25 protein-coding genes and 2 riboswitches are annotated in these 24133 nt (G+C 28.7%); all 25 genes read right to left on the reverse strand.

All coding sequences use genetic code 11. From position 1 onward, the window contains the following. Positions 1 to 209 precede the first annotated feature (209 nt). Entirely contained in the window at positions 210 to 788 is a 579-nt protein-coding gene (locus ACEXNK_RS17190) for a precorrin-2 dehydrogenase/sirohydrochlorin ferrochelatase family protein (RefSeq protein ID WP_373601220.1), read from the reverse strand. 104 nt (positions 789 to 892) lie between these two features. After that, a complete protein-coding gene (gene hemL / locus ACEXNK_RS17195) occupies positions 893 to 2191 on the reverse strand; it encodes a glutamate-1-semialdehyde 2,1-aminomutase (protein ID WP_373601219.1) in 1299 nt (432 codons plus the stop codon). A 6-nt stretch (positions 2192 to 2197) separates the two neighbouring features. Next, complete coding sequence (hemB, locus tag ACEXNK_RS17200; protein WP_373601218.1) at positions 2198 to 3163, reverse strand: porphobilinogen synthase; 966 nt, start codon at positions 3161 to 3163, stop codon at positions 2198 to 2200. Between the two features lie 19 nt (positions 3164 to 3182). After that, the gene (gene cobA, locus ACEXNK_RS17205) at positions 3183 to 4685 is read right to left on the reverse strand and encodes a uroporphyrinogen-III C-methyltransferase (RefSeq protein ID WP_373601217.1); all 1503 of its coding nucleotides are present in this window, start codon (positions 4683 to 4685) and stop codon (positions 3183 to 3185) included. After that, complete coding sequence (gene hemC / locus ACEXNK_RS17210; protein ID WP_373601216.1) at positions 4675 to 5580, reverse strand: hydroxymethylbilane synthase; 906 nt, start codon at positions 5578 to 5580, stop codon at positions 4675 to 4677. The genes cobA and hemC overlap by 11 nt, the downstream gene beginning before the upstream one ends. Before the next feature lie 24 nt (positions 5581 to 5604). Further along, complete coding sequence (gene hemA, locus ACEXNK_RS17215) at positions 5605 to 6843, reverse strand: glutamyl-tRNA reductase (protein WP_373601215.1); 1239 nt, start codon at positions 6841 to 6843, stop codon at positions 5605 to 5607. Between the two features lie 13 nt (positions 6844 to 6856). Continuing rightward, positions 6857 to 7567, reverse strand: a complete 711-nt coding sequence (locus ACEXNK_RS17220) for a cobalt-factor II C(20)-methyltransferase (RefSeq protein ID WP_373601214.1) — start codon at positions 7565 to 7567, stop codon at positions 6857 to 6859. 1 nt (position 7568) lies between these two features. Next, positions 7569 to 8363 carry a sirohydrochlorin cobaltochelatase gene (locus tag ACEXNK_RS17225; RefSeq protein ID WP_373601213.1) on the reverse strand — a complete coding sequence of 265 codons (795 nt, stop codon included), beginning with the start codon at positions 8361 to 8363 and terminating at the stop codon, positions 7569 to 7571. Positions 8364 to 8365: 2 nt separating this feature from the next. Further along, the gene (locus ACEXNK_RS17230; protein ID WP_373601212.1) at positions 8366 to 9121 is read right to left on the reverse strand and encodes a cobalt-precorrin-6A reductase; all 756 of its coding nucleotides are present in this window, start codon (positions 9119 to 9121) and stop codon (positions 8366 to 8368) included. Next, positions 9118 to 9843, reverse strand: a complete 726-nt coding sequence (gene cobJ, locus ACEXNK_RS17235; RefSeq protein WP_373601211.1) for a precorrin-3B C(17)-methyltransferase — start codon at positions 9841 to 9843, stop codon at positions 9118 to 9120. Before cobJ ends, ACEXNK_RS17230 begins: the two co-directional genes overlap by 4 nt. After that, a complete protein-coding gene (gene cbiG / locus ACEXNK_RS17240; protein WP_373601617.1) occupies positions 9840 to 10907 on the reverse strand; it encodes a cobalt-precorrin 5A hydrolase in 1068 nt (355 codons plus the stop codon). The genes cobJ and cbiG overlap by 4 nt, the downstream gene beginning before the upstream one ends. Beyond that, positions 10891 to 11643 carry a cobalt-precorrin-4 methyltransferase gene (locus tag ACEXNK_RS17245; RefSeq protein WP_373601209.1) on the reverse strand — a complete coding sequence of 251 codons (753 nt, stop codon included), beginning with the start codon at positions 11641 to 11643 and terminating at the stop codon, positions 10891 to 10893. Before ACEXNK_RS17245 ends, cbiG begins: the two co-directional genes overlap by 17 nt. Next, positions 11636 to 12205, reverse strand: coding sequence for a decarboxylating cobalt-precorrin-6B (C(15))-methyltransferase (locus tag ACEXNK_RS17250; protein ID WP_373601208.1), 570 nt, complete (start codon positions 12203 to 12205; stop codon positions 11636 to 11638). Before ACEXNK_RS17250 ends, ACEXNK_RS17245 begins: the two co-directional genes overlap by 8 nt. Then, a complete protein-coding gene (locus ACEXNK_RS17255) occupies positions 12195 to 12803 on the reverse strand; it encodes a cobalt-precorrin-7 (C(5))-methyltransferase (protein ID WP_373601207.1) in 609 nt (202 codons plus the stop codon). The genes ACEXNK_RS17250 and ACEXNK_RS17255 overlap by 11 nt, the downstream gene beginning before the upstream one ends. Then, positions 12796 to 13923, reverse strand: coding sequence for a cobalt-precorrin-5B (C(1))-methyltransferase CbiD (gene cbiD / locus ACEXNK_RS17260; RefSeq protein WP_373601206.1), 1128 nt, complete (start codon positions 13921 to 13923; stop codon positions 12796 to 12798). The genes ACEXNK_RS17255 and cbiD overlap by 8 nt, the downstream gene beginning before the upstream one ends. Before the next feature lie 9 nt (positions 13924 to 13932). After that, complete coding sequence (locus tag ACEXNK_RS17265) at positions 13933 to 14565, reverse strand: cobalt-precorrin-8 methylmutase (RefSeq protein ID WP_373601221.1); 633 nt, start codon at positions 14563 to 14565, stop codon at positions 13933 to 13935. 1 nt (position 14566) lies between these two features. Then, on the reverse strand, positions 14567 to 15439 hold the full coding sequence (locus ACEXNK_RS17270) for a GHMP family kinase ATP-binding protein (RefSeq protein ID WP_373601205.1): 873 nt from the start codon (positions 15437 to 15439) through the stop codon (positions 14567 to 14569). Between the two features lies 1 nt (position 15440). Beyond that, positions 15441 to 16511, reverse strand: coding sequence for a pyridoxal phosphate-dependent aminotransferase (locus ACEXNK_RS17275; RefSeq protein ID WP_373601204.1), 1071 nt, complete (start codon positions 16509 to 16511; stop codon positions 15441 to 15443). A 15-nt stretch (positions 16512 to 16526) separates the two neighbouring features. Continuing rightward, positions 16527 to 17486, reverse strand: a complete 960-nt coding sequence (gene cbiB, locus ACEXNK_RS17280; RefSeq protein ID WP_373601203.1) for an adenosylcobinamide-phosphate synthase CbiB — start codon at positions 17484 to 17486, stop codon at positions 16527 to 16529. After that, positions 17479 to 18834, reverse strand: coding sequence for a cobyrinate a,c-diamide synthase (locus ACEXNK_RS17285; protein WP_373601202.1), 1356 nt, complete (start codon positions 18832 to 18834; stop codon positions 17479 to 17481). The genes cbiB and ACEXNK_RS17285 overlap by 8 nt, the downstream gene beginning before the upstream one ends. Positions 18835 to 18842: 8 nt before the next feature. Then, positions 18843 to 20354: a cobyric acid synthase gene (locus ACEXNK_RS17290; RefSeq protein ID WP_373601201.1), complete on the reverse strand. Its 1512-nt coding sequence runs from the start codon at positions 20352 to 20354 to the stop codon at positions 18843 to 18845. A 121-nt stretch (positions 20355 to 20475) separates the two neighbouring features. Continuing rightward, positions 20476 to 20658: riboswitch (cobalamin riboswitch) on the reverse strand. Next, on the reverse strand, positions 20655 to 21272 hold the full coding sequence (locus ACEXNK_RS17295; RefSeq protein WP_373601200.1) for a histidine phosphatase family protein: 618 nt from the start codon (positions 21270 to 21272) through the stop codon (positions 20655 to 20657). Its footprint overlaps the riboswitch before it by 4 nt. 11 nt (positions 21273 to 21283) lie before the next feature. Next, positions 21284 to 22054: an adenosylcobinamide-GDP ribazoletransferase gene (gene cobS / locus ACEXNK_RS17300; RefSeq protein ID WP_373601199.1), complete on the reverse strand. Its 771-nt coding sequence runs from the start codon at positions 22052 to 22054 to the stop codon at positions 21284 to 21286. Between the two features lie 3 nt (positions 22055 to 22057). Next, positions 22058 to 22618, reverse strand: a complete 561-nt coding sequence (gene cobU / locus ACEXNK_RS17305; protein WP_373601198.1) for a bifunctional adenosylcobinamide kinase/adenosylcobinamide-phosphate guanylyltransferase — start codon at positions 22616 to 22618, stop codon at positions 22058 to 22060. Positions 22619 to 22630: 12 nt separating this feature from the next. Next, entirely contained in the window at positions 22631 to 23677 is a 1047-nt protein-coding gene (gene cobT / locus ACEXNK_RS17310) for a nicotinate-nucleotide--dimethylbenzimidazole phosphoribosyltransferase (protein WP_373601197.1), read from the reverse strand. A 112-nt stretch (positions 23678 to 23789) separates the two neighbouring features. Next, positions 23790 to 23963, reverse strand: a riboswitch (cobalamin riboswitch). Positions 23964 to 24133 lie beyond the last annotated feature (170 nt).

Consider the following 24133-nt stretch of genomic DNA (forward strand, 5'->3'; position numbering starts at 1 on the left):
TTGTTTAATTCTTTAAAAAGAATTTTTATAATTAACCTACTGTTTAATTTTCAAAGTTCATTTTGTGTTTTTCGTTTCGTCCGTTTCTTAAGGACAAGTAATACTATACTCTCATTTAATAAGTAAGTCAACACTTTTTTAAAATTTTATTTTATTTTTTATAAAACATTTAAGCTTATTAAGTCTAAACCTCTAAATTTCAACATAAATCAAATATTATATTTTTTTAATTCATCTAAATTCAAATTAACTATTTCATTTAATAATTTCTTTTTTTCCAAAGGATCATCATATTTTTTTAAAATTTCATTTCTTATATGCCCTAAAAGTTTTACATATTCTTCATAGCTATCGTCGTAAGTGCTTTCTAAATCTTTCTTTATTTTAGCTGCTAATGAAGGACTTTTTCCAGAAGTTGAAACTCCAATTATTAGATCTCCTCTTTTTAATACTGATGGTACTATAAAATTTGATAAACTTGGATTGTCAACTACATTAACTAGTTTACCTTTTTCTCTGCAAAATATACCGATACTTTCATTAATTTTTCTATTATTAGTTGCAGCAATAACCAAAAAACTACTTTCTATATATAATTCATTATACTCAGCATGTATAAAGTTAACTTTTTCATTTATATAATTGAATTCTTCAATGAATTCTAATGCAACAACTTCCACTTTATATCCAAAATTTATAAAGTTACATGCTTTTCTATAAGCTACTTTTCCTCCTCCAACTATAGTTATTTTCTTTCCTTTCAAATCTAACATTATAGGATAATTCATCATTTACTCCTCTCTTATATACCTTTATTTACATTAGTATAACATCATCATAAAATCAGTAAAAAATGCGTTAAATGATAAATTATCATTTAACGCATTAATTTTTATAAATTATGAGTAGCTTTTAAAGCTTCATAACTAGCTTTAATAGTTTCTTCTATTATTTCATCAGTATGTGCATTAGATAAAAACATTGCTTCAAATTGAGTAGGAGCAAGTAATACCCCTCTATTTAATAATTCTTCAAAGTATTTATTAAACATTGGAACGTTACACTTTGTAACATCATCATAGTTTTCTATAGGACCTTCTGCAAAGAATAAACAAACTAATGAACCTGCTCTATTAACAGTATAATTTAATCCTAGTTCTTTAACATTATTTCTAAGTCCTTCTTCAAGCTTTATAGCTTTTCTTTCTAATTCACTGTACACTTCTGGTCTATCTCTTAATATCTCTAAGTTCTTTTTACCCATGTACATAGCTAGAGGATTTCCTGATAAAGTACCTGCTTGATATACAGGACCTACTGGAGATACCATATCCATTATCTCTTTTTTACCACCATAAGCACCTACTGGCAATCCAGCACCTATTATTTTACCAAAACAAGCCATATCAGGTTCTATTCCAAAGTATCCAACCGAACTATTATAAGCTAATCTAAATCCAGTTATAACTTCATCAAATATTAAAACAGTTCCATATTCTTTAGTTATATCTCTTAAGAATTGTATAAATTCTTTTTTTCCTGGAACAACTCCCATATTACCTGCTACAGTTTCTAGAATAACTGCTGCAATTTCGTGTCCATGTTCTTCAAACATAGCTTTAGTTGCTTCTATATCATTATATCTAGCTACTAAGGTATCTTTAACTACATCATCAGGTACTCCAGGGCTTGTTGGAACTCCATAAGTTATAGTTCCTGAACCTGATTTAACTAAAAGTGCATCTGAGTGACCATGGTAACATCCTTCAAATTTTAGTATTTTATTTCTATTAGTGTAAGCTCTTGCTACTCTTAAAGCACTCATAGTAGCCTCAGTTCCTGAGTTAACCATACGAACTTGATCTATAGCTGGATAAGCTTCTACTATAATTTTAGCCATATCAACTTCAATAGCTGTTGGAACTCCATAACTTGTACCTTTTTTAACTATCTCTTCTATTCCATCAACTATTTCTTTTGGACTATGCCCTAACATAAGTGGACCCCATGAACATATATAATCTATATATTCATTTCCATCTACATCATATATTTTGCAACCTTCTGCTCTATCTATAAAAACAGGGTCTAATCCTACTGATTTAAATGCTCTAACTGGGCTGTTTACGCCACCTGGTATGTACTTAGTTGCTTCTTCATATATTTTTAGTGACTTTTCATTCTTTCTCATTTGGTGTTACCCCCTAATTAATTTAGCTATATCTTTTGCAAAGTAAGTTATTATTATATCTGCTCCAGCTCTCTTTATTGACATAACTGATTCATATATAGCAGCTTCATTTAATAACCCTTCTTTAACTGCAAGTTTTAACATTGAGTATTCTCCACTTACGTTGTAAGCTACTAAAGGTAAATCAAAGTTATCTTTTACTCTTCTTATTACATCTAAATATGATAATGCTGGTTTTACCATTAACATATCAGCCCCTTCTAAAACATCAAGTTCAGCTTCTATTAAAGCTTCATTTGAGTTAGCTGGGTCCATTTGATATGTTTTTCTATCTCCAAATGATGGTGCAGATCCTGCTGCATCTCTAAATGGTCCATAGAAATTAGATGCGTATTTTACACTGTATGACATTATAGCTACAGTTTCGAATCCTTCTTTATCTAAGCCTTCTCTCATAGCTTGTATTCTTCCATCCATCATATCTGAAGGTGCTACTATATCTGCTCCAGCCTTTGCATGACTTACAGCTATTTTAGTTAAATACTCTAATGTTTGGTCATTATCTACATATCCTTTATCAGTTAATATTCCACAATGTCCATGACTTGTATATTGACACATACAAACATCAGTTGTAACACACATATCAGGATCTATTTCTTTTATTTTTCTTATTGCTTGTTGTACTATTCCATTATCATTATATGCTTCTTTTCCAAATGGATCTTTTTCATCCGGAACTCCAAATAATAATACATGTTGTATTCCTAATCCTCTTACTTCTTTTATTTCTTCTTCTAATTTATCTATTGAGAAATGATATACCTCTGGTAAAGATGGTATTTCCTCTTTTATATTTTCTCCTTCTACTACAAATAAAGGATATATTAAGTCATTTACATTTAATACTGTTTCCCTTACTAAATCTCTTATTGCAGCACTCTTTCTTAATCTTCTTGGTCTTCTTAACATGTTTTAATTCCCCCTATTTTTAATTGTCTTTTATAATACAGTCTATTAAATCATTTATAGTGTAGTTAGTTGGTTCTTTATAAACTTCTAACCCTAATTCTTTAGCTGTATTGCTAGTTATAGGCCCTATAGATATAACTTTTACATTTTTTAATTTATCTATATTCTCCTTACCTATTATATCAATAAAATTAGAAACTGTAGATGAACTTGTAAATGTTATATAATCTACTATTTCTTCATTTAATAAGCTTATTATTTCTTCTTTATTTTCATCTTCTAATACAGTTTTATATGTATGAACTTCTTTTATAGTACAAATTTCGCTTAACTTATCTACTAAGAAATCTCTTGCGTTTACACCTCTCGGAATTAATATTTTATCTTCCTTCTTTAAAATACTCTTTAGCTCATCATACATAGCTTCTGCTACGAATTTTTCAGGAACTATATCTGCTATTATTCCTCTACTTTTTAATTCCTTCGCTGTCGCAGGTCCAACAGCACATATTTTTAAATTGCTTAAAGCTCTTATATCTAAATTCATTGAATTCAATTTATCAAAGAATATATTTACTCCATTTTGACTAGTCAGTATTAAGTAATTGTATTCTTTAATATTTTCTATTTCTTTTTCTAGTTCTAGGTTATTTTCTATTTTTTCTATTTTTATAGTTGGTACTTCTATAGGGTTACCACCTAAATCCATTATTTTTTCTACTAGTTTACTGCTTTGTGTTCTAGCTCTAGTTACTAATATGTTTTTCCCAAATAACGGCTTATTTTCAAAGAAATTCAACTTATCTCTAAGTTTAACTACGTCCCCTACTACTATAAGTGTTGGTGGCTTAACTTTTTCAATTATAGCTGTTTCATATACATTTTCTAATGTAGCTGTAACTACTCTTTGATTATACCTAGTTGCCCAACTTATAAGTGCAACAGGTGTATCTTTTGATTTTCCTTCTTTTATTAAGTTTTCACTTATCTTTTTAAGATTAGCAATACCCATTAAAAATACTAGTGTACCTTCATTATTTGCTAATGCATTCCAATTTAACTCATCATTTTCATCATCTTTTAAATGTCCTGTTATAACATGAAAAGAAGATGCATAGTCTCTGTGAGTTATAGGAATTCCTGCATAACAAAGTCCACCTATCGCAGATGTTATTCCTGGAACTACTTCAAAATCTATATTATTATCTAAAAGGAATTCAGCTTCTTCTCCACCTCTTCCAAACACATATGGATCACCGCCTTTTAAGCGTGTTACTATTTTTCCTTCTTTAGCTTTTTTCGTTATAACTTCATTTATCTGATCTTGTGGTAAAACATGGTTGCTAGAGGCTTTACCAACATATATAAATTCACAATTTTCTTTTGCTTCTTTTAAATACTTATCATTAGCAAGTCTATCATAAACTATAACATCCGCCTTTTTTATACACTCTATACCTTTTAGCGTCATAAGTTTATAATCACCAGGTCCTGCTCCAACTAAGTAAACTTTACCCTTCATAAGACTCAAACTCCTTTGAAATTAATTTAGCTAACTCTAATCCTAGCGCTCTAGCTTCTGATGATTTTCCATTTATCGTCTTAGTGATAAGTTTTTTACCTTCCTCATCACCATATAATCCTACTAAGCTTATATTTTCTCCATCCACATAGCAATGAGCTCCTATAGGAATGTGACAACTTCCATTTATTCCATCTAGGAAGCCTCTTTCTGCGCTTACTTGAATTTCAGAAACCTCATCAGTTAGGCAATTTAATATCCCTTCAACCTTAGAGTCTCCTTGTCTTATTTCGATTCCTAAAGCTCCTTGTGCAGGTGCTGGTATAATGGTATCTATGTCTAAATAGCAACTTATTTTTTCTTCAAGTCCTGCTCTTATAAGTCCTGCTGCCGCCAGTATAACCCCATCTAAGTTTTCATCTTCTATTTTTCTCATTCTTGTTTCTATATTCCCTCTTATAGGTAATATATTTAAATCAGGTCTATGATTTAATAATTGATATTTTCTTCGTTTACTTCCACTTCCAATTTTAGCACCTTTAGGTAGTTCTTCCAACGAATTGTATCCATCTTTAAGTATAAGTACATCTCTTACATCTTCTCTCTTTGGTATACCTGCAAATTTTAATCCGTCTGGCAAACATGATGGCATATCTTTCATACTATGAACTGCTATGTCAATCTTACCATCTAGTAATTGTTGTTCTATTTCTTTTACAAATAAACCTTTATCTCCTATTTTGTCTAAAGAAACATTCTGGATTAAATCCCCCTTAGTTTTTATTACTTTAATTTCAAAATCTACATCTGAATGATGTTTCTTCAATTCACTTATAACCCAGTTTGTTTGAGTAAGAGCCAAATTACTTCCTCTGCTACCTACTATGATTTTCATACCTAATCTCCTTTTGTCCCATATTTATTGCAAATCAAATAATTCTTCAACTATTTTTATATATTCTTCTTGCTTTCCACTGTCTTTTATCTGTTTTAAATTAATTATAGGCTCTCTAATTAGTCTTTTTAATGCAGAGGTTAACATTTTATCTACAATCTTTTTTTCTCTACAGTTTAAATCTAATTTCCTATATATATAATCCAGTGTATCTTCTCTTATGTCTGCGCATTTGTCATTTAAAGATTGTATAGTCGGATCTATTTTTATAGTTTCTAACCACTCCTTAAACTCTTCAATTTTTTCTTTTATTATTAATTCGCCAACACATGCTAATTCTCTTCTTTTTTTATCATTTTCATTACTTATTTTCTTTAAATCATCAATGTCATAAACTTCTACCTTGTCAAGTTCGTTTAAATTCTTATCTATATCTCTTGGCAAAGCTATATCCATCATTATGATTTTTTTATCTAGGGTTGGCATACTTTCTTTTTTTATTACAGTATGAGGTGATGCAGTAGCACTTATTACTACATCTACCTCATTCATAACATTGTATCTATCTTCATATTTTATAGGTATCAAATTTTTATATTCATCTTGAATATCTTTTAATTTTTCATAACTTCTATTGGTTACATATATACTATTTAACTTTTCTTCTTCTAGATGTTTCATTGCTAATTTGCTCATTTTTCCAATACCTATAACTAAAGCATTTTTACCTTCTAGTGAACATACTTTATCTTTTAAAGACTTTATTGCTATATAACTTATAGATAGTGGTTGTTGAGATATTTTAGTTGTTGTTTTTATATCTTTAGCTACTGTTATAGCTTCTCTAAATAACTTATTAAGTACTTTTTTACTTGCACCTAATTGTCTTGAAAACTCATGAGCATCTTTTACTTGTCCTAAAATCTGATCTTCACCTAAAACTATCGAGTCTAACCCAGATGATACATTAAATATATGTGATATAGCTTCTTCTCCAACCTCGCAGAATAAATATTTTTTTATATCTTCTACATTAAAAAAGTCTTCGTAAAAATCTTTTACCACTTCTACTTTATCTAATATATTTTTTGAATATATATATATTTCACTTCTATTACATGTAGATAATATCACAACCTCTTGTATACCATTATCTAGTAAGAAGTTAATACTCTCTATTTTCTGTGTATCCGTAAAAGATACACATTCTCTTATGTTTATAGGTGTATCGTTATGATTAACTCCTACTACTGCAAAATTCATATAATCCTCCAATTTATCCTACTTTAGTATTTTCTTTATTTACTAATATCGTAGAAAAATAAGATATTTTATTTTCTAAATCAACCTCTCTTAAATTATTATACACCACTTCATTATCTAGAGATGAGTTACTAACTAATATAGAATATTCTAATAAATTATTCTTTTCTAACTTATCAACTATTGCACTAAAGTTTTTATAAACCTTCATAAGCACAATGGAACTATAATTTTCTAAAGCATAGTCTATTCTTTCTTCATCTATTGTACAAGGGACTATTATTAAAGGTTCTCTATCCATAACTAATGGGAAATTTTGATTAGATGCTATATTTGAAAATGATGAAATTCCTGGTATTGTTTCAACATCGATCTTGTCTATAAGTCTTTCCATTATATATACATATGTACTGTATATCATCGGATCTCCTAAAGTTACAAATCCAACATTTTTTCCTTCTTTAACATCCTCTATTATTTCATCTGCAACTCTATTCCAAGCAATTATTTTTTCTCCATCATTAAAATTCATAGGAAAATGTCTTTGTTTTATTTTTAAATCTTTAGGTAAATACTCTTCTACTATACTTAATGCTAAACTATTTCCCTCTCTTTTAGCTTCTGGTGTATATAAAATATCTAGTTTTTTTAACGTATTAACAGCTTTCACTGTTACTAACTCACTATCTCCAGGTCCTGTTCCTATTCCATAAAATTTAGCCATCTTAGCATCCTCCCCCATTTACTACTTCTTTACAGTCTAGTGCATGTTTTACAAATTTATCTTGTATATACTTATTTTCTCCTAAGCCTTGTAAATGTACTTTTGTGTCAAACCCTTTTTTATTTAATATAGATTTCCATGAATCTTCTTCATCACTAGCCATATCATTTATCGCATGGTCTCCTGCTACTAACATAAATGGCATTAATCTAACTTTTGATACATTGTCTTTTTTTAGATTAACTATAACCTCTTCGATTTCTGGGTATCCTTCTACCGTTCCAACATAAGCTCTAATATTCTCTTGCTTTAACATATAATCTAGGGCTGGATATGCACTATGTGCTTCATGTTCTGTTCCATGCCCCATAAATACTACAGCTTCATCTTTTTCTAATTCTGGTATTTGTAATTTTAAAGCTTCTACTGTTTCTTTATAATCCTCTATTTGACTTAAAAGCGGTCTTCCTAATGTTATATTTTCAAATTTATCTTCATACTGACTTATTTGTTCTTTTAGTTTTGTATATTCTTCTCCACAGATTATATGTAGTGTCTGTACTATAACTTCACTGTAGCCTTCTTTGTATAATCTCTCTAAAGCTTCTATTGGGTTTTCAATATGTATGTTATCTCTATTTTTTAATTTTCTTATAATCATATTAGATGTAAATGCTCTAAAAAAGTCATAATCTTCAAATGCATTTCTTATTTTATTTTCACAAGCTTCTATAGTCTTTTCTCTAGTTTCTTTATAACTAGTTCCAAAGCTAACAACTAAAACTGCTTTTTTCATTCCTAATCCTCCACTATTAATCCATTTATATCATTTATATAGTTAATTACATTTGGGTAATTTATTTTTTCTCTAATTATCACAATAACTGGTATGTCTAATTTTTTAGCTGCATTAACTTTTTCTAAAAATCCGCCTTCAATACCACTTTCTTTAGTAATTACTAAATCTACTGCGTAATGTTTGTACATTTCTTCATTTATTGATTCACTAAAGGGTCCTTTCATAGCTATAATGTTATCTGCATTTAATCCAGCATCTTCACATATTTTTATTACATCACTTGTAGGCAATACCCTAGCTACTATTTTTTTACCTTTTAAATTTTCAGTAAATTCTTTTAGCGTTTTACTTCCCGTTCCTAAAAATATATTTTTTCCTAATTCGTTAGCTTTTTCATAAGCTTCTTCTGTACTTTTAACCTTTATTACTTTATCGTAACTTAATTCTTCTAAAAGTGACTTTCTTTCATATCTTATATAATCAACTTTTATATTATTAGATACTTCGATAACATTTTTAGACACTTCAATTGCATACGGATGAGTTGCATCTATAACTAAACGTATATTATTTTCTTTCATAAATTTAGTCATATATTCTTTGTCCATTCTTTTAACTACTACATTTTTAGAAATTCCATTTGCTAAATCAGCTCCATATTGTGTTGTTACCGATAATATATATTCTTTTTTATACTCATTTAGTAATCTGCATATTTTTATACTGTCTGATGTTCCTCCCAAAACTAAAATCATATATTATAACCTCTTGGTGTTATCATTAAGTCTTCATGTATAAATGTAGATTTGTTTCCTATTATAACCATAGTAGTCATATCTACTCTTTCAAAATCCATAGTATCAAATGTACATATAAACTTTTCTTCTTTTTCTCTTCCAACATCTTTTACTATACCTACTGGAGTTTTCCCATCCTTAAATTCGCTCATTATTTTAAATGCTTTACTTAAATGTTCACTTCTTCCTTTACTTCTTGGGTTATATAAACATATTACAAAATCAGCTTCTGCTGCCAATCTTAATCTTTTTTCTATAACTTCCCAAGGAGTTAATAAATCACTTAAACTTATATGACAAAAGTCATGCATTATAGGAGCTCCTAATATAGCTGCAGCACCTATACTTGCAGTAACTCCTGGAACTACTTTTACCTTTATATCTTGTTCTTCTTGAGTTACTAACTCTAATATAAGTCCAGCCATTCCATATATTCCTGCATCACCGCTACTTATAACCGCTACCTTTTTGCCTTGTTTAGCTATTTCTACAGCTTGTTTACATCTGTCTATTTCTTGTCTCATTCCATTTTGTAGAACTTCTTTATCTTTTATAAAGTCAGTTACTAAGTTTATATACGTTTTATATCCCACTATTACATCGCTCTCTTTCATAGCTTCTATAGCTTGAATAGTCATCATTTCTTTACTTCCAGGTCCTATACCTATTACATAGATCATATCTTCAATCTCCCTATCGAAAAAGTTATTCCCTTATATTTATGTTTTTTAACTATAAGGTTTTCGTTACTAAGTATATAAGCTACCGGTTCTGCCACACAGTAAACTCCAATGTTTTTTTTTACAAATTCCGATTTTTCAAATTTATCTTCAACCTCTTGTATTTTTTCTATACTTACAGTTTTAAAAGGTACTTTCAAATTTTTTGCTAGCTCTATAATACCTTCTTCATCTTTTTTAATCTCTACACTTCCTATTTCTTTTATGGAGTTTTTACTTAAATTATATTTATTTAAAAGGTCTTCTAATGAGTTTTTAATGTCTTCATAAGATGTATTTCTTCTACATCCAATTCCTATTACAATATCTTTTGGAATAACCTTTATTATTCTTTTATCATTTATATCCGTTGCATCTTTATTAGTTATATAGATAATTTTATCTAAATTGTTTATCCTATGGAATTCATTAATATTTTTAATGGTTGTAAATCCTCTTGTATCAACCTTATAATCTCCATCTATATATATTCCTATGTTTCCATCATTAACCAATAAGTAATTTATATCTTTTACATTTTCTCTAAAGTTGTCTATATGAGCGTTTAGGTTTTTAGCAATCATATCTAGCGAGCTTTTATTGTTAACGTCTGTTGCTGTAGTTATAACTGGATTCGCATCTATAAGGCTACTTATATAATTAGTCATTTCATTAGCTCCACCAATATGACCGCTAAGTAGACTTATTACATTTTTTCCTTTTTCATCTATTACTAATATAGCTGGGTCTTCTAGTTTATTTTTTATATGACTTGAAATAGATCTTACTACTATTCCAGTCGCCATTATAAATATTAATACCTCATATCTTTCAAATAACTTAGATGTAAAGCTTGATAAACTACCTTCTATGACATATAAATCATTGTTTGTTAGATCTATTTTTTCAAATAGTTTTTCAGTTACATAAATATCGCCTTCTCCTAGTAAGTTTTTGATATTTATGGACAAATCTCTACCATTTTTTGTTACTGATATAAAAGCTATTTTACTTTCTGTACTCATGCTTAAAGTCCTTATCATATAACTTAGAGTTTTTGTACTCTTCACCTAAAAATCTTCCAACTAAAATTAAAGCAGTTTTATTTATATCATTTTCTTTAACTTTTTGTGCTATATTCTCCATTGTTCCTTTTACTACTTTTTCTTCTGGCCATGTTGCTTTATATACAACTGCTATAGGAGTATCCATTGGATATCCACCTTCATGTAGTCTTTCAACTACTTTTTCTATATCATGTACTGATAAAAATATAGCCATCGATGTCTGATGTTTTGCAAAAGACTCTATGCTTTCTTTTTCAGGTACTGGAGTTCTTCCTTCCATTCTTGTTATAACAACACTTTGAGATATTTCAGGCACTGTATACTCAACACCTAATGCTGATGCAGCTCCTAAAAATGAACTTACTCCAGGTGTACAATCATAATCTATATCTAATTTTACTAATTCTTCAACTTGCTCTCTTATAGATCCATAAATTGAAAAATCTCCAGTTTGAAGTCTTACAACCTGTTTCCCAGCCTTTATTCCTTTTTCCATAACATCTATAATTTGATTTAAATCCATAGATGCACTGTTATGTATTTCACAACCTTCTTTACAGTATTCTAGTAATGCTGGATTTACTAATGAACCTGCATATATAACTACATCTGCTTCGTTTAATAGTTTGTATCCTTTTAATGTTATTAAATCTTTATCTCCTGGCCCTGCCCCTACAAAATGTACTTTATTCATAGTCTCTCTCTCCCTTTTTACAAGATAATATATATATTGGATTTAAAGGCTTGAAATACTCACCTTTTCCTAACTTCTCTAGTTTAGCTACATTTAACATAGTAGCTTCTATATCTTCAAACCCTAATTCTTTCAATAAATTTAAGGTTTTATAAAATGTATCTATTATTATAAAATTAGCTACTAAAGTTCCATTAACATTTAAGTTTTCCTTAGCCCATTTTAGTATTTCATTTAAATTAGGACCACTTCCTCCGATAAATATAGAATCTACTTTCTTACCTATATCTAAAGGGGCATATCCCTTTATAACTTCAATATTTTCTAAGTTAAACTTCTCTATATTTTTATTTATTAATTCAATTGCTTTATCCTTACATTCAATTGATATTACATCAATATTTGGATAGTTATATGCTATTTCGACACTAACACTACCTGTTCCTGCTCCAATGTCTAAGAATGTTTTTTTATCTTTTAAATTCAACTTATTTATAGAAATTGCTCTAACTTCTTCTTTTGTTATAGGAACATCTCCTGTTATAAACTCACTATTTTTCATCTAGTATCACCACTACATTCATATCAAATTTTTCTATTTTCATAATATCTATAGGTTTTGCTATTGTTATTTTTTCATTGTTATAAGATAAATTTTCACCAACAATCATAACCTTTTTTAAATTCCTTATTAGTATCTCTTCTGCTATTTCTTTTGGTCCTATTTTTTTATCAGTTACCATGCAAACTTTACTGTGATTTAATATATAGTCAAAGTTTGGAATTTTACCATGACTGCTAGTTATATATAAATCGTTCATATCAATACATATTTTAGAAAATATATATTGCATCGAACTTATTCCGGGGACTAAATTCAAATTACTTTTATCAATGTTCTCATATAGATACTTACCTATTCCATATATTGATGGATCTCCTGATGCTATTACAGAGATGTTTTTATCTTTATTTAATTTTAGATACTCTACAACTTCTTTTAAATTTGTGTTTAACTCTATTTTTTCACCTTCAAAGTTTGTAATACTTTCTAAATTTCTTCTTCCACCTATTAATACATCTGAATTATATATTAATTCTTCTCCTAATTTCGTACAGTATCCTACGTTACCCGGACCTAATCCAATGATATTAATCACAAAATTCCTCCTTCAAGCAATTAGCTTTATCTGATTCTCCAAGCAATTCTTTTTCCATAGAAAATATCATTACTTCTACGTCTATTTCATCATCGTTTAAATAGATGTCTATTCTGTTTTTACATTTATTTGAAAGTGTGTTGTAGATTGTTTTATATTCTATATAGATATCTGTATCTAATATCTCTATAAACTCTTCTGTTGTAACACATTCATTTACCTTTTTTATAAGATCAAAAGGTGCATTCATAATTGCCAAATTTGCTATTAATATTTCATTTCTAGCATCAGCTACCTTACTATGTGTATTAAATATTCCACCTGCTATTTTTACATACTTTCCAAGATGGCCTGCCATTAGGATTTTCTTAAAGCCTATTCTTTGAGCTTCTTTTAACATGTATCCTATAAAATTACTTGTTCTAACAACATACTTCATATCAATTTTTAAAGAATCTCTAACAAACATCTCTCCGTGATTACCTGGAACTAAAATAATTTTTTCTAAACCTTGTGCTCTTTTCATTTCAAGTTCTATAGATAGTGATTTTTTCCATCCTTCATCACTCATTGGTTCTACTATCCCTGTAGTACCAATTATAGATATTCCATCTACTATCCCTAACCTCGGATTAAAAGTTTTTTGAGCTATTTTCTCACCTTCAGGAGCAAATATAGTAATCTTAACACCCTTATCATTACCTATAACTTTTCTAACTTCACTATTTATCATAGCTCTTGGAGTTTTGTTTATAGCAGACTCTCCAATTGCTATTCCCAAGCCTTTTTTTGTAACTCTTCCGACTCCAGTTCCTCCTGTGACTACAATCTCTTTAGATTCTATAAATTCAACTCTCGCATAAATATGCATCTTATGAGTTGCATCTATATCATCCCCTCCATCTTTTTGTATTGAACATTGTGCATATTTTTCATTAATATCTATGTTATCTACTTTTAAATTTAGAGGTATTCCTTTAGGTGTATCTATATTTATAGTTTCTATTTTATTTTTAGTTAACAACATATATGTTGCTGCTTTAGCTGCAGCAGTAGCACATGATCCCGTAGTATAACCTCTCTTATATTTCTTTCCATCAATATAAACATACTCTTCCATAAAGTCACCTTACATTGCATATAAAATTGCATTTATTATAGCTGCTGCGAGATTACTCCCACCTTTTCTACCTTTTGATATTATATAAGGAATATCCGTTTTTTCTAATTCATCTTTTGATTCTGCTGCTCCTACAAATCCAACAGGTACTCCAACTACAGCTTCAACTTCAAGCTCTTTTGAATTCTTCATTTCCATAACTTTATATAAAGCAGTTGGAGCATTACCAAGTACAAATATTTTTTTACCTTCTTCTTTAGCTGCAACTTCAACAGCTGCCATTGATCTTGTTATGCCTTTTTCTTTTGCTAGCTTAGCAACACCTTCATCACTCACAAAACATTTGTATTTACACCCTAATGCTTCTAATCTCTTTTTATTTATTCCACTTAGAGCCATATTAGTATCAGTATATATAGTTGCATTATCTTTTAGTGCATCTATTATTTTTTGTACTGCTGTGTCTGATATTTTTAATATATCTAAGTATTCAAAGTCTGCAGTAGTATGTATAGCTCTTTTTATAATTTTTTCTTCTAATTCATTCTTAAACTTATAGTCAGGTCTTATTTCATCTATTATTCCTTGAATTATCTCAAAACTTTTACTTTCTATCATCATAGGATTTTTAACATATTCCATTTTATTCACTCCTAAGTCCCCCAGCCATTATATTAGCTGTATATATTTTTTTATATTTTTTATCTATTTTTTTATCTAAAAGTTTAGTTTTTATTTTTTCTTCATCCATATCTGGTTCTAATAGTATTCCTATTACAGTTCCACTATGTGCTATGTTAACACCACAAGCTCCATATTCTTTTGAAATATCCATTATTTCATTTAAATATCTTTTTTTATGTATATTTTCATTAGCTACACTACTTATATTGCAAGCTTGTCCTATTAACATCAGATCCTTTTTACTTATTCCTTCTCCCAATAGCTTAAAAGCATATTCAATTATGTACTTATTTTGTCTTTTTAACTTATGATAGTTTTCTTTTTTTCTTATATGCCTTGTGCTTAATGTTTCATTAGGCTCTAGTATTATAACTTTGCCTCTATCTATTACTCCTAACTTTCTTATAACATTAGCATCTAAAGGATTAAATATTGTATTTTCTTTTATATAAATAGAATCTGTTGGTTCTATTTTTGTTGCAATTTTAGATATCTCATATTCATCTAAATCTTTTCCTATAAGATTTAAAGTTGCTTTTATCGTAGCTCCTATATCTGCTGTTGAACTTGCCATCCCTTTACCTATAGGGATATCACTTCTTATATCTATAGATATATTTTTCAAATCTTTTCTTGGTAAATCAAAATATTTAAAAATCTCTTCTAATGCTCTTCTAGCTTTTAGAGGACCTCTATTTATATTTTCTAATTTTTCTTCTAGCGTTACAGTTGAATACTTATCTATTGCATAAGATGATAGGTACTCTTTATCTTTTATCATACCTTGAACAAATTCCCCACAAGATGCTGGGCATATTCCATGTGATTTCATTCTATTCTCCTAGAATTTTATTTATTTGATTTAATAGTTTTAAATTTTCTTCGTGAGTTTTTACAGCAACTCTTATATAGCTCTCATCTAAATTTTTAAAATTAGATGCATCTCTTATAAGAATATCTCCTTTCAAAAATAATTCTTGCCTTAACTCATTAGCCTTTTTGTTTTTTAACTTAATCAATATAAAATTAGTATTTGTATCATATACTTTTATATTTTTAATTCTAGCTAAGTTTTCCAGCATGAATTTTCTTTCTTTAACAAAAAATTTTTTACTATTTTTTATATATTTTTCCTCTTTAAAAATATAATTTGAAAATATATCCGCAAAAGTATTTATACTCCAAGGTTCTTTTATCTCATATATTTTTTGTAGTAAATCCTTATTACTGCAGATACCGTAGCCTAATCTTATACCCGGCATTCCAAAGAATTTTGTAACAGCTTTAATTATAAATATGTTTGGGTAATCTTTTATGTACTTTACTAAACTATACCTTTCTTCATCTTCCACAAACTCCATAAATGTTTCATCAATTATTAAGAGTTTATTGTTATCACTTAAAACTTTTAATAATTGTTCAAGTTTATATACTTTGCCTATTGGATTTGATGGATTACATATAAATAAACTATCAAATTTACTTATATTACTTTCTATGTTTTCTATATCTAAATCGAAATTTTTATCTTTGTTTAAATAAAGATTTAATACATCTAAATTACTCAACTTCGCGCTTCTTTCATATTCTGAAAATGTAGGATTTAGTATTGCAATTCTTTTCCCTATGCTTTTCATTAAAAGATATATAATTTCTGTTGCTCCATTTCCTGGTATTATAAATGAACTATCAATACCTAAATAATCAGATATATTTTTTTTTAATCTTGTATATTCTATATCTGGATATTTAACACACTCTTTCAATCCTTCAAGTAAGTATTTATCCAAGTTATCTATCAAGTATGGATTTATATTAGAACTAAAATCTATTATATCTTTAGGGTCTTTATTATAATTTCGACACATGTCTTCTACATTAGCTCCATGTCCAAGATTATTCATCTTTTCACCTTCTATCTACATAAATATTAAATATGTTATAACCGAAAAAATTACTAGTGCTACAAAAGATGTAACGTACATTATTTTGTTAGTCCTTATAATATCTTCTACTTCTAATTCTCTCTCTTTATCTCCTATTGTAGGTTTATAAACCTCTTGCCCAAAATACATATTAGTTCCACCTAGTTGAATTTCTAAAGCTCCAGCTACTCCACCTTCTGCATATGCACAGTTTGGACTTTTATGATTTTTTCTATCTCTCATTGCTATATATATACTTTTTTTCGCATTAAATCCAAGTATAAAACTTGCTAGCATCATAAAAAACGGAGTTATTCTTGCAGGTATAAAATTTGCTATATCATCAATTTTCGCTGAAGCAAATCCTATATCCTTATACTTATCATTTTTATATCCCACCATAGAGTCTAGTGTATTTATAGCTTTATATGACATAGCTAAAACTGGTCCTCCTATAAAGCCATACATCATAGGTGCTATTATTCCATCTACAGTATTTTCAGCTACCGTTTCAACTGTCGCTCTTATTATTTCTTGTTCATTTAAATTAGTTGTATCTCTTCCAACTATATAAGACAATTGTTTCCTTGATTTTTTTATATCTCCTGTTTTTAAAACCTCATATATCTTTTTAGCTTCATCAGCTAAGCATTTTGTTGATAAAGTAGTATATAAAATTATTGAAGCTACAACTAAATACATTACTTTACTTAATAGAAATAAATTTAACACTAAATAAGTTACTAAAAATGTAGTCCCAACAGTTATAAACCACAATACAAATCCACCTATCTTTAACTGTTTTGAATTTTTTGCTATATCTCTTATTTTAGTTTCTACAAACCTTATTAAATTTCCAATAAACCTAACTGGATGTGGAAATGAATATGGATCTCCTATTATTAAATCTAGTATATAAGCAACTACCATTGTTCCTATTATTAAACTACTCATTTCTATCACCTATAAATCTTATTAAGGCATCCAAATTATTATAAAAATGAGTATGCAAATAAGTTGCTAAAGTGTTATTTTTAGAATATCCTCCATCCCATTTATCAACTACTTTATTTCCCCTCTTTTTTATCATTGTATATGCACATTCTTCTTGGCTATTGAACACTGAGTGATGAAATTCATGCCCTTTAATTACATCTCCTTTCTTAGAAAGAACTGTATCAAATTTAGCTTTTCCATCACAATATCCAAACCTTTTAAGAGATTTAGTCATTTCACTAGTCCCTTTAAAAATTCCTACCATATTGTATTCGTTACCATCTGAAGCTCTAAGTTTTTCTCCTAAGTACATCAATCCTCCACATTCAGCATATATAGGCATATTACTTTCATGCGATTTTCTTATAGAAATTCTCATGCTTTCATTATCATGTAATTCTCTTGAGAATATCTCTGGGAATCCTCCTCCTATGTATATACAGTCAGCCTTTGGAACACATTTATCTTTAAGCGGGCTAAACTTTATAATTTCTATTCCCATATACTCCAGTACTTCTAGATTTTCTTTGTAGTAAAAATTAAATGCTTTATCATAAGCTACTGCAATTTTTTTATTCTTAAACTTGGGTAAATTATTTAAATTAAAACTACTTTCTATTTCATCACTTTCTGAAATTTCTATTAATCTATCTATATTTATATATTTCTCTATTTCATCCCCAAGATTATCAAACTTATCTTTTAAAGAATCTATTTCTACACTTGGAACTAACCCCAAATGTCTCGATTCTAAGGAAAATTTCTCATTAGGTGGAAAGTATCCTAATACCTCAACCTTACAATATGTTTCTATAGATTCTTTTATAAGTTCATAGTGCCCTTGAGTTTTTACATTGTTTACAATTACACCTTTTATATTTACATCCATATCTAAATTTTTATATCCCAATACCATAGCTGCTGCTGAGGATGACATTGCTTTTCCATTTATGACTAATATAACTGGAGCTTTTAAAATTTTTGATGTGTATGAGCTTGTACATGAGTTTAAATCTATTCCAAAACCATCGTAAAGTCCCATTACTCCCTCAATTACTGATATATCTGCATCTTTAGAAGCATTTTTCACTATGTATTTAATTTTTTCATCATCTAGCATATATGAATCTAAATTTCTTGAATCTCTACCTGTTATAAAGGTATGGTAAGATGGATCTATATAATCTGGTCCAACTTTATATGGCTGTACTTTTAATTTTCTTTTAGTTAGAGCTTGCATTATACCTAATGATATAGTTGTTTTTCCTACTCCACTATTTGTTCCCGCTATTAATATTTTTTTCATAACTTCACCTAACCATTTATAATTTCATATATTTTATCAATATCCAAACAGTTTCTTAATATATCCGCTAACTTGTCATATTCCTTGTCTTTAAATTCTTCGAAAGAATTTATACTTGTATCTATTTTTTCTAATCCTTTATTTTCTCTTATTGAATTTATTAATCCTCTTGTAAATTCTGCATTGTCAAAGATACCATGTAAGTATGTCCCTATTACATTGCCTTCTTTATTTACACATCCTTCCTGATAAAAAGTGTCTTTATCTAATTTTTTAACAATAGTATTAAAATGATTATCCATACCTTCACTTATTCCCATGTGAATCTCATACCCTTTTATCTTTATATTCCCTAGCGATTTTAAATAGCCATTTAAATTATTATTTATAATAGCTTCTACTTGTGTAGTAACTTTTTCATTCTCAAAAGTAGTATTAAAATCTAAAAGCCCAAATCCATCTATTTCTTTTATATTTCCTTCTACACCTTGGGGATCATATAATTTTTTACCTAAAATTTGATACCCTCCACATATTCCAAAAACTAACTTGCCTTGTTTTTGTATATCTTTTATTTGTTTTTCCAAACCACTTTCTCTTAAGTAAATTAAATCCTCTATTGTATTTTTACTTCCTGGTATTATAACCATATCCGGATCTGAAAGTGACTGACCTCTTTCTACATATCTAACACTTACATCTTCTTGTATTTCTAGCATATGAATATCTGTAAAATTCGACATGTATGGAGTCCTTATTACTTCGATGTTGATATCATTTTTTCTAAACTGTTTCTTAAATCTATCACTTACACTATCTTCATCTTCTATATTCAAATCACTATATGGGACTACCCCTAAAACAGGAACTTTTATAATTTCTTCTAGCATATCTATTCCTGATTGTAAAAGTTCTACTGTTCCTCTAAATTTATTTATTATTACACCTTTAACTCTAGCTCTTTCCTTTTCTTCTAATAAAAGCATTGTTCCTGCTATCGAAGCAAAAACTCCGCCTCTATCAATATCTGCAACTAAAATTACAGGTGCATCTGCTATTTCTGCCATCCCCATATTAGCTATGTCTCTATCTTTTAAATTAATTTCTGCGCAACTACCTGCTCCTTCTAAGATAACTACTTCATATTCATTGCTTAAATCTTCATATATATCTTTTAGCATTTTAGCTAATTCATCTTTGTATTCATGATAAGTACTGGCACTAACATTTTCTAGTACTTTCCCCCTTACTATTACCTGACATCTATTTTTACCAGAAGGTTTAAGCAAGATTGGATTCATTCTTACATCAGGTTCAATTCCTGCAGCTTCAGCTTGTGTAACTTGAGCTCTTCCCATTTCTAATCCGTCTTTTGTTATATATGAATTTAAAGCCATATTTTGAGATTTAAATGGTGCAACTTTATATCCATCTTGTTTTAGTATCCTACATAACCCTGCTGCTAAAGTACTTTTTCCTACATTAGATGCAGTTCCTAAAAACATTAATGATTTACTCATAGTCTTTAATCTCCTTATAAATTTTGCTTGCATAAAAAAATAAAAAGCCTATCCATTTAGAGGATAGGCTTTTAAAAATGTATATACTTCACCAATTTTTAAAATCCTTCACCCCGAAGATTTGATTATCATAAAATAGGCAGGTCTCCTGGCTTAACTTCATTCTACTCCTATCCCTTCCCGTAGTTTTAAATACAGTGGTGTCTAATAGTTTCGTCCATATTACAGTAGCGGGGGCTGCGAAGGATTCTAACCTTCTTCCCTATTAATCTTCAAACGAAAAACCTAATTTATGTCAATTTATGATGTTTTATTTATTAAGTAACTTGTATTATTAAGAGTTTGAATCACCGGAAATCCATCAACTATATCTATAACACTTACAGATGCATTATCTATTTTAAAATTCCAATGATATTTATAACTCTTTCCTATTAAATGCGAAATTATATTTCTTATTGTTCCTGCATGTGTACATAATAGGATAGTTTTATCTTCATTCTCTTTTAATATATTGTCTATTTCTATACAGACTCTTTCGTAAGAGTCTATTAAGCTTTCTCCATTAGGATATTTATAATTAAATCCTTCTTCAATAATTTTTTGAAACTCATTTGGATATTTATTCTTTATCGTTTCAAAATCCAATCCTTCAAAATCTCCGAAACTAATTTCTTTTAATGTTTCTTTTTCTATTATTTTTATTTTTTTATTATTAGCTATATCTTTGACCGTTTCTTTGGTTCTACTAGATGTAGTTGTGTATATAATATCAATCTTTTCTTCTCTAAGAAATTCATTCAATTTATTTATCTGTAATTTACCCTTATCACTTAATTTACTATCTATGTGTCCAGATAAATTTCCGTTTATATTATCATTAGTTGTTGCATGCCTTACTAGTATTAATCTAGACATGTTTTCACCTCTTATTTTAATCCAAATATTAAATATATGTATATTAAATATGTAACTTCCATTAATTCAGATGTACATCCTAATATATCCCCTGTTATACCATCAATTTTTGAGTATATATATTTTACAAACATTCTTGTTAAAATAATCATTACTGGTATAAATGCTATTATTTTATATAGATCTATATTATTTAAGTTAAATATATATATGCTCAGAATAGTAATTATTATAATAGTATATAATATTCCTGTAACAATTATCTTAATGTCTGGTTTTCCTATGAAGACGTTTCCCATACCATTTTTTCTTGGAGTAACACTTTTATATGAAGCTACCACTATAGCCATTCTTGCAAATACAGGCATAAATATTAAGTTGTATAAATGCCCAGACTCTACAATAGCATATATAAGGCCTACTTTTAATAATATTAAAAATAATATTGATAACATTGCGTTAGTACCTAATCTTGAATCTTTCATTATCTCAAGTATTTTCTCTTTGTCTCTATAGCTATATATACCGTCAAATGTATCTCCAACTCCATCTAAATGTAATCCACCCGTTAATACAACTGTTGCTATTAATATATTTACAGATGTTATATATCCATCAAACATTAAATTAGATAATGACCCTATTATAAAATATAAAATTCCCAATACAAATCCTACTAGCGGAAAGTAATACATGGTTTTATGGAATTCTTCATCAAACCCTATATCTACTCTAATAGGAATTCTTGTTAAAAATTGCAATATTCCTATAAATCTTTTCATAAATTACTCCTTAATTTTCATAGGTATTCCACTAACTACAAAATATACTTCATCTGAATAATTTGCAATATACTGATTTATTCTACCTACTATATCAGAATAAACTCTACAAAGTTTATTGTCAGGTACCAAACTCATGCCTAATTCATTTGTAACCATTACAAAATATAAATTTGTTTTTTTTATCTCTTGTATAAGTTTTTCAAATTGGTCTTTTATATATATTTCCATTTTATTAGTTTCTTCAGTTGTACAATTATCAAAATCTATATTATATTCAAACATTAAATTATTAACTAATAAAGTTACACAGTCTAGTATAACTGTTTTATGATTATTATCTATATTATTTATTATTGAATATATATCCTTGTAAATTTCATAGGTTTTCCAATCACTTGGCCTACTTTCTTTATGTTTTCTAACTCTATCTTTCATTTCTTCATCAAACGCAATAGATGTTGCTATATATGCAGTTGAGTTATTTCTATTTCTACACAAACTTTCTGCAAAATTACTTTTCCCAGACCTCGATCCTCCTGTGACCAAAATTAATTTGCTCATAGTTTCACCTTCTTATTTACCTATGTCTACTTCATCAGTAGTAGACATATTTTTATATGTAAAGTTCGCCGCCTCTATAATGTTAAATGCTAATGCAGCTCCACTTCCTTCTCCTAATCTCATATCCATATTAAGCATTGGATTTAAATCTAAAATTTCTAGAGATTTTTTAGCTCCTGGCTCAGCTGATGTATGAGATGCAATCATATATTCCTTAGTTGTAGGATTTATAGTATATGCTATAAGTGCTGCTGCATAAGATATAAATCCATCTATAACTACTGGAATTCTTTTTGCAGCACAAGCTAGTATTACCCCTGCCATTCCAGCTATTTCAAAACCACCTACTTTAGATAGTATATCAACTCCATCTAATCTATTTGGTCTATTTAAATTAATAGATTTTCTTATAATTTCAGCTTTATGAGCTACTCTATCTTTTTTAAGTCCCGCACCTATTCCAGTAACCTCTATTGGATCACATTCTGCTATAACAGAAACTATTGCACTACTTGGAGTTGTATTACAAATTCCCATTTCTCCTATGCCTATTATATTATAACCTTTTGATATGCAATCATTTGTTATTTCAATTCCAACCTCTAAAGCTCTTATAGCTTCTTCCCTAGTCATAGCTGGTCCTTTAGCCATATTAGAAGTTCCTTTTCTAATTTTATAATCTAAAACTCCCTCTAGTTTTTCATCTGTGTTTATTCCTAAATCAATTGCAAATACATCTGCATTAACAAATTTAGATATTGCACCTACCCCACATATTCCCTTCGTAAAATTAGGAAACTGTAGCTTTGTTATAACTTGAGGATCTGGAGCTACTCCTTCTTCATAAACACCATGATCTCCTGCAAATGCTATTATAGCTTTTTTATCTATATCAAAATATTTTTTTTCAAATATACCAGAAAGCTGTATACATATATCTTCTAATTTTCCTAAGCTCCCCACTGGTTTTATCAGGCTATCTAATCTTTCTTTTGCTGCATTCATATGTAATTTACTCAATGGATGTATATTTTCAACAGTACGTTCAAAAAGTTGCATAACTACCTCCTTATATTTTTACGCAAAAAAGACTTAACTACTCGAGTTAAGTCTTTATCAGCTTATCTATAAACAAAATATTTGACCTTAAAATTCTATAACCCCGAGAACCTAGTTATTAATATACTAGGCAGGTCTCCTGACTTAGCTTCATCCTCACTCTAACCTTCCCGTTAAAACAGTGGTAAATAGAGTTCGTCTGCATCACAGTAGCGGGGACTGTAGAGGATTTCCACCTCTTTCCCTATTAATCTTGCAATAAGAACCTAAATATATTCAAATTTATTTAATTTTATTTTTATGTATAAAATTCATTCCCCACATAGTAATTAAATTCTACATAGGTATACATAAACCCTTTATTTTTTATTTTTAACAAATAAAAAAGATTACGCGGCTACGTCCTACTCTCCCAGGCAGCTTCCCACCAAGTACCATCGGCGCTAAAGAGCTTAA

This window comes from Paraclostridium bifermentans (genome assembly GCF_964259345.1).
Lineage (GTDB): Bacteria > Bacillota > Clostridia > Peptostreptococcales > Peptostreptococcaceae > Paraclostridium > Paraclostridium bifermentans_B.

What these genes read in the sequence shown, in the direction of transcription:
- ACEXNK_RS17230 (WP_373601212.1), bottom strand. Translation starts at nt 9,121, where the DNA reads ATGATTTTAGTTTTGGGAGGAACATCAGACAGTATAAAAATATGCAGA.
- cobA (WP_373601217.1), bottom strand. Translation starts at nt 4,685, where the DNA reads ATGAAGGGTAAAGTTTACTTAGTTGGAGCAGGACCTGGTGATTATAAA.
- ACEXNK_RS17220 (WP_373601214.1), bottom strand. Translation starts at nt 7,567, where the DNA reads ATGGCTAAATTTTATGGAATAGGAACAGGACCTGGAGATAGTGAGTTA.
- hemC (WP_373601216.1), bottom strand. Translation starts at nt 5,580, where the DNA reads ATGAAAATCATAGTAGGTAGCAGAGGAAGTAATTTGGCTCTTACTCAA.
- hemA (WP_373601215.1), bottom strand. Translation starts at nt 6,843, where the DNA reads ATGAATTTTGCAGTAGTAGGAGTTAATCATAACGATACACCTATAAAC.
- ACEXNK_RS17245 (WP_373601209.1), bottom strand. Translation starts at nt 11,643, where the DNA reads ATGAATAAAGTACATTTTGTAGGGGCAGGGCCAGGAGATAAAGATTTA.
- ACEXNK_RS17295 (WP_373601200.1), bottom strand. Translation starts at nt 21,272, where the DNA reads ATGTCTAGATTAATACTAGTAAGGCATGCAACAACTAATGATAATATA.
- cobT (WP_373601197.1), bottom strand. Translation starts at nt 23,677, where the DNA reads ATGCAACTTTTTGAACGTACTGTTGAAAATATACATCCATTGAGTAAA.
- cbiD (WP_373601206.1), bottom strand. Translation starts at nt 13,923, where the DNA reads ATGGAAGAGTATGTTTATATTGATGGAAAGAAATATAAGAGAGGTTAT.
- cbiG (WP_373601617.1), bottom strand. Translation starts at nt 10,907, where the DNA reads ATGAGTACAGAAAGTAAAATAGCTTTTATATCAGTAACAAAAAATGGT.
- cobJ (WP_373601211.1), bottom strand. Translation starts at nt 9,843, where the DNA reads ATGATCTATGTAATAGGTATAGGACCTGGAAGTAAAGAAATGATGACT.
- ACEXNK_RS17265 (WP_373601221.1), bottom strand. Translation starts at nt 14,565, where the DNA reads ATGGAATATGTTAAAAATCCTATGATGATAGAAAGTAAAAGTTTTGAG.
- ACEXNK_RS17275 (WP_373601204.1), bottom strand. Translation starts at nt 16,511, where the DNA reads ATGAATAATCTTGGACATGGAGCTAATGTAGAAGACATGTGTCGAAAT.
- ACEXNK_RS17225 (WP_373601213.1), bottom strand. Translation starts at nt 8,363, where the DNA reads ATGAAAAAAGCAGTTTTAGTTGTTAGCTTTGGAACTAGTTATAAAGAA.
- cobS (WP_373601199.1), bottom strand. Translation starts at nt 22,054, where the DNA reads ATGAAAAGATTTATAGGAATATTGCAATTTTTAACAAGAATTCCTATT.
- ACEXNK_RS17190 (WP_373601220.1), bottom strand. Translation starts at nt 788, where the DNA reads ATGAATTATCCTATAATGTTAGATTTGAAAGGAAAGAAAATAACTATA.
- cobU (WP_373601198.1), bottom strand. Translation starts at nt 22,618, where the DNA reads ATGAGCAAATTAATTTTGGTCACAGGAGGATCGAGGTCTGGGAAAAGT.
- ACEXNK_RS17290 (WP_373601201.1), bottom strand. Translation starts at nt 20,354, where the DNA reads ATGAGTAAATCATTAATGTTTTTAGGAACTGCATCTAATGTAGGAAAA.
- hemB (WP_373601218.1), bottom strand. Translation starts at nt 3,163, where the DNA reads ATGTTAAGAAGACCAAGAAGATTAAGAAAGAGTGCTGCAATAAGAGAT.
- ACEXNK_RS17270 (WP_373601205.1), bottom strand. Translation starts at nt 15,439, where the DNA reads ATGAAATCACATGGAATATGCCCAGCATCTTGTGGGGAATTTGTTCAA.
- cbiB (WP_373601203.1), bottom strand. Translation starts at nt 17,486, where the DNA reads ATGAGTAGTTTAATAATAGGAACAATGGTAGTTGCTTATATACTAGAT.
- ACEXNK_RS17285 (WP_373601202.1), bottom strand. Translation starts at nt 18,834, where the DNA reads ATGAAAAAAATATTAATAGCGGGAACAAATAGTGGAGTAGGAAAAACA.
- hemL (WP_373601219.1), bottom strand. Translation starts at nt 2,191, where the DNA reads ATGAGAAAGAATGAAAAGTCACTAAAAATATATGAAGAAGCAACTAAG.
- ACEXNK_RS17250 (WP_373601208.1), bottom strand. Translation starts at nt 12,205, where the DNA reads ATGAAAAATAGTGAGTTTATAACAGGAGATGTTCCTATAACAAAAGAA.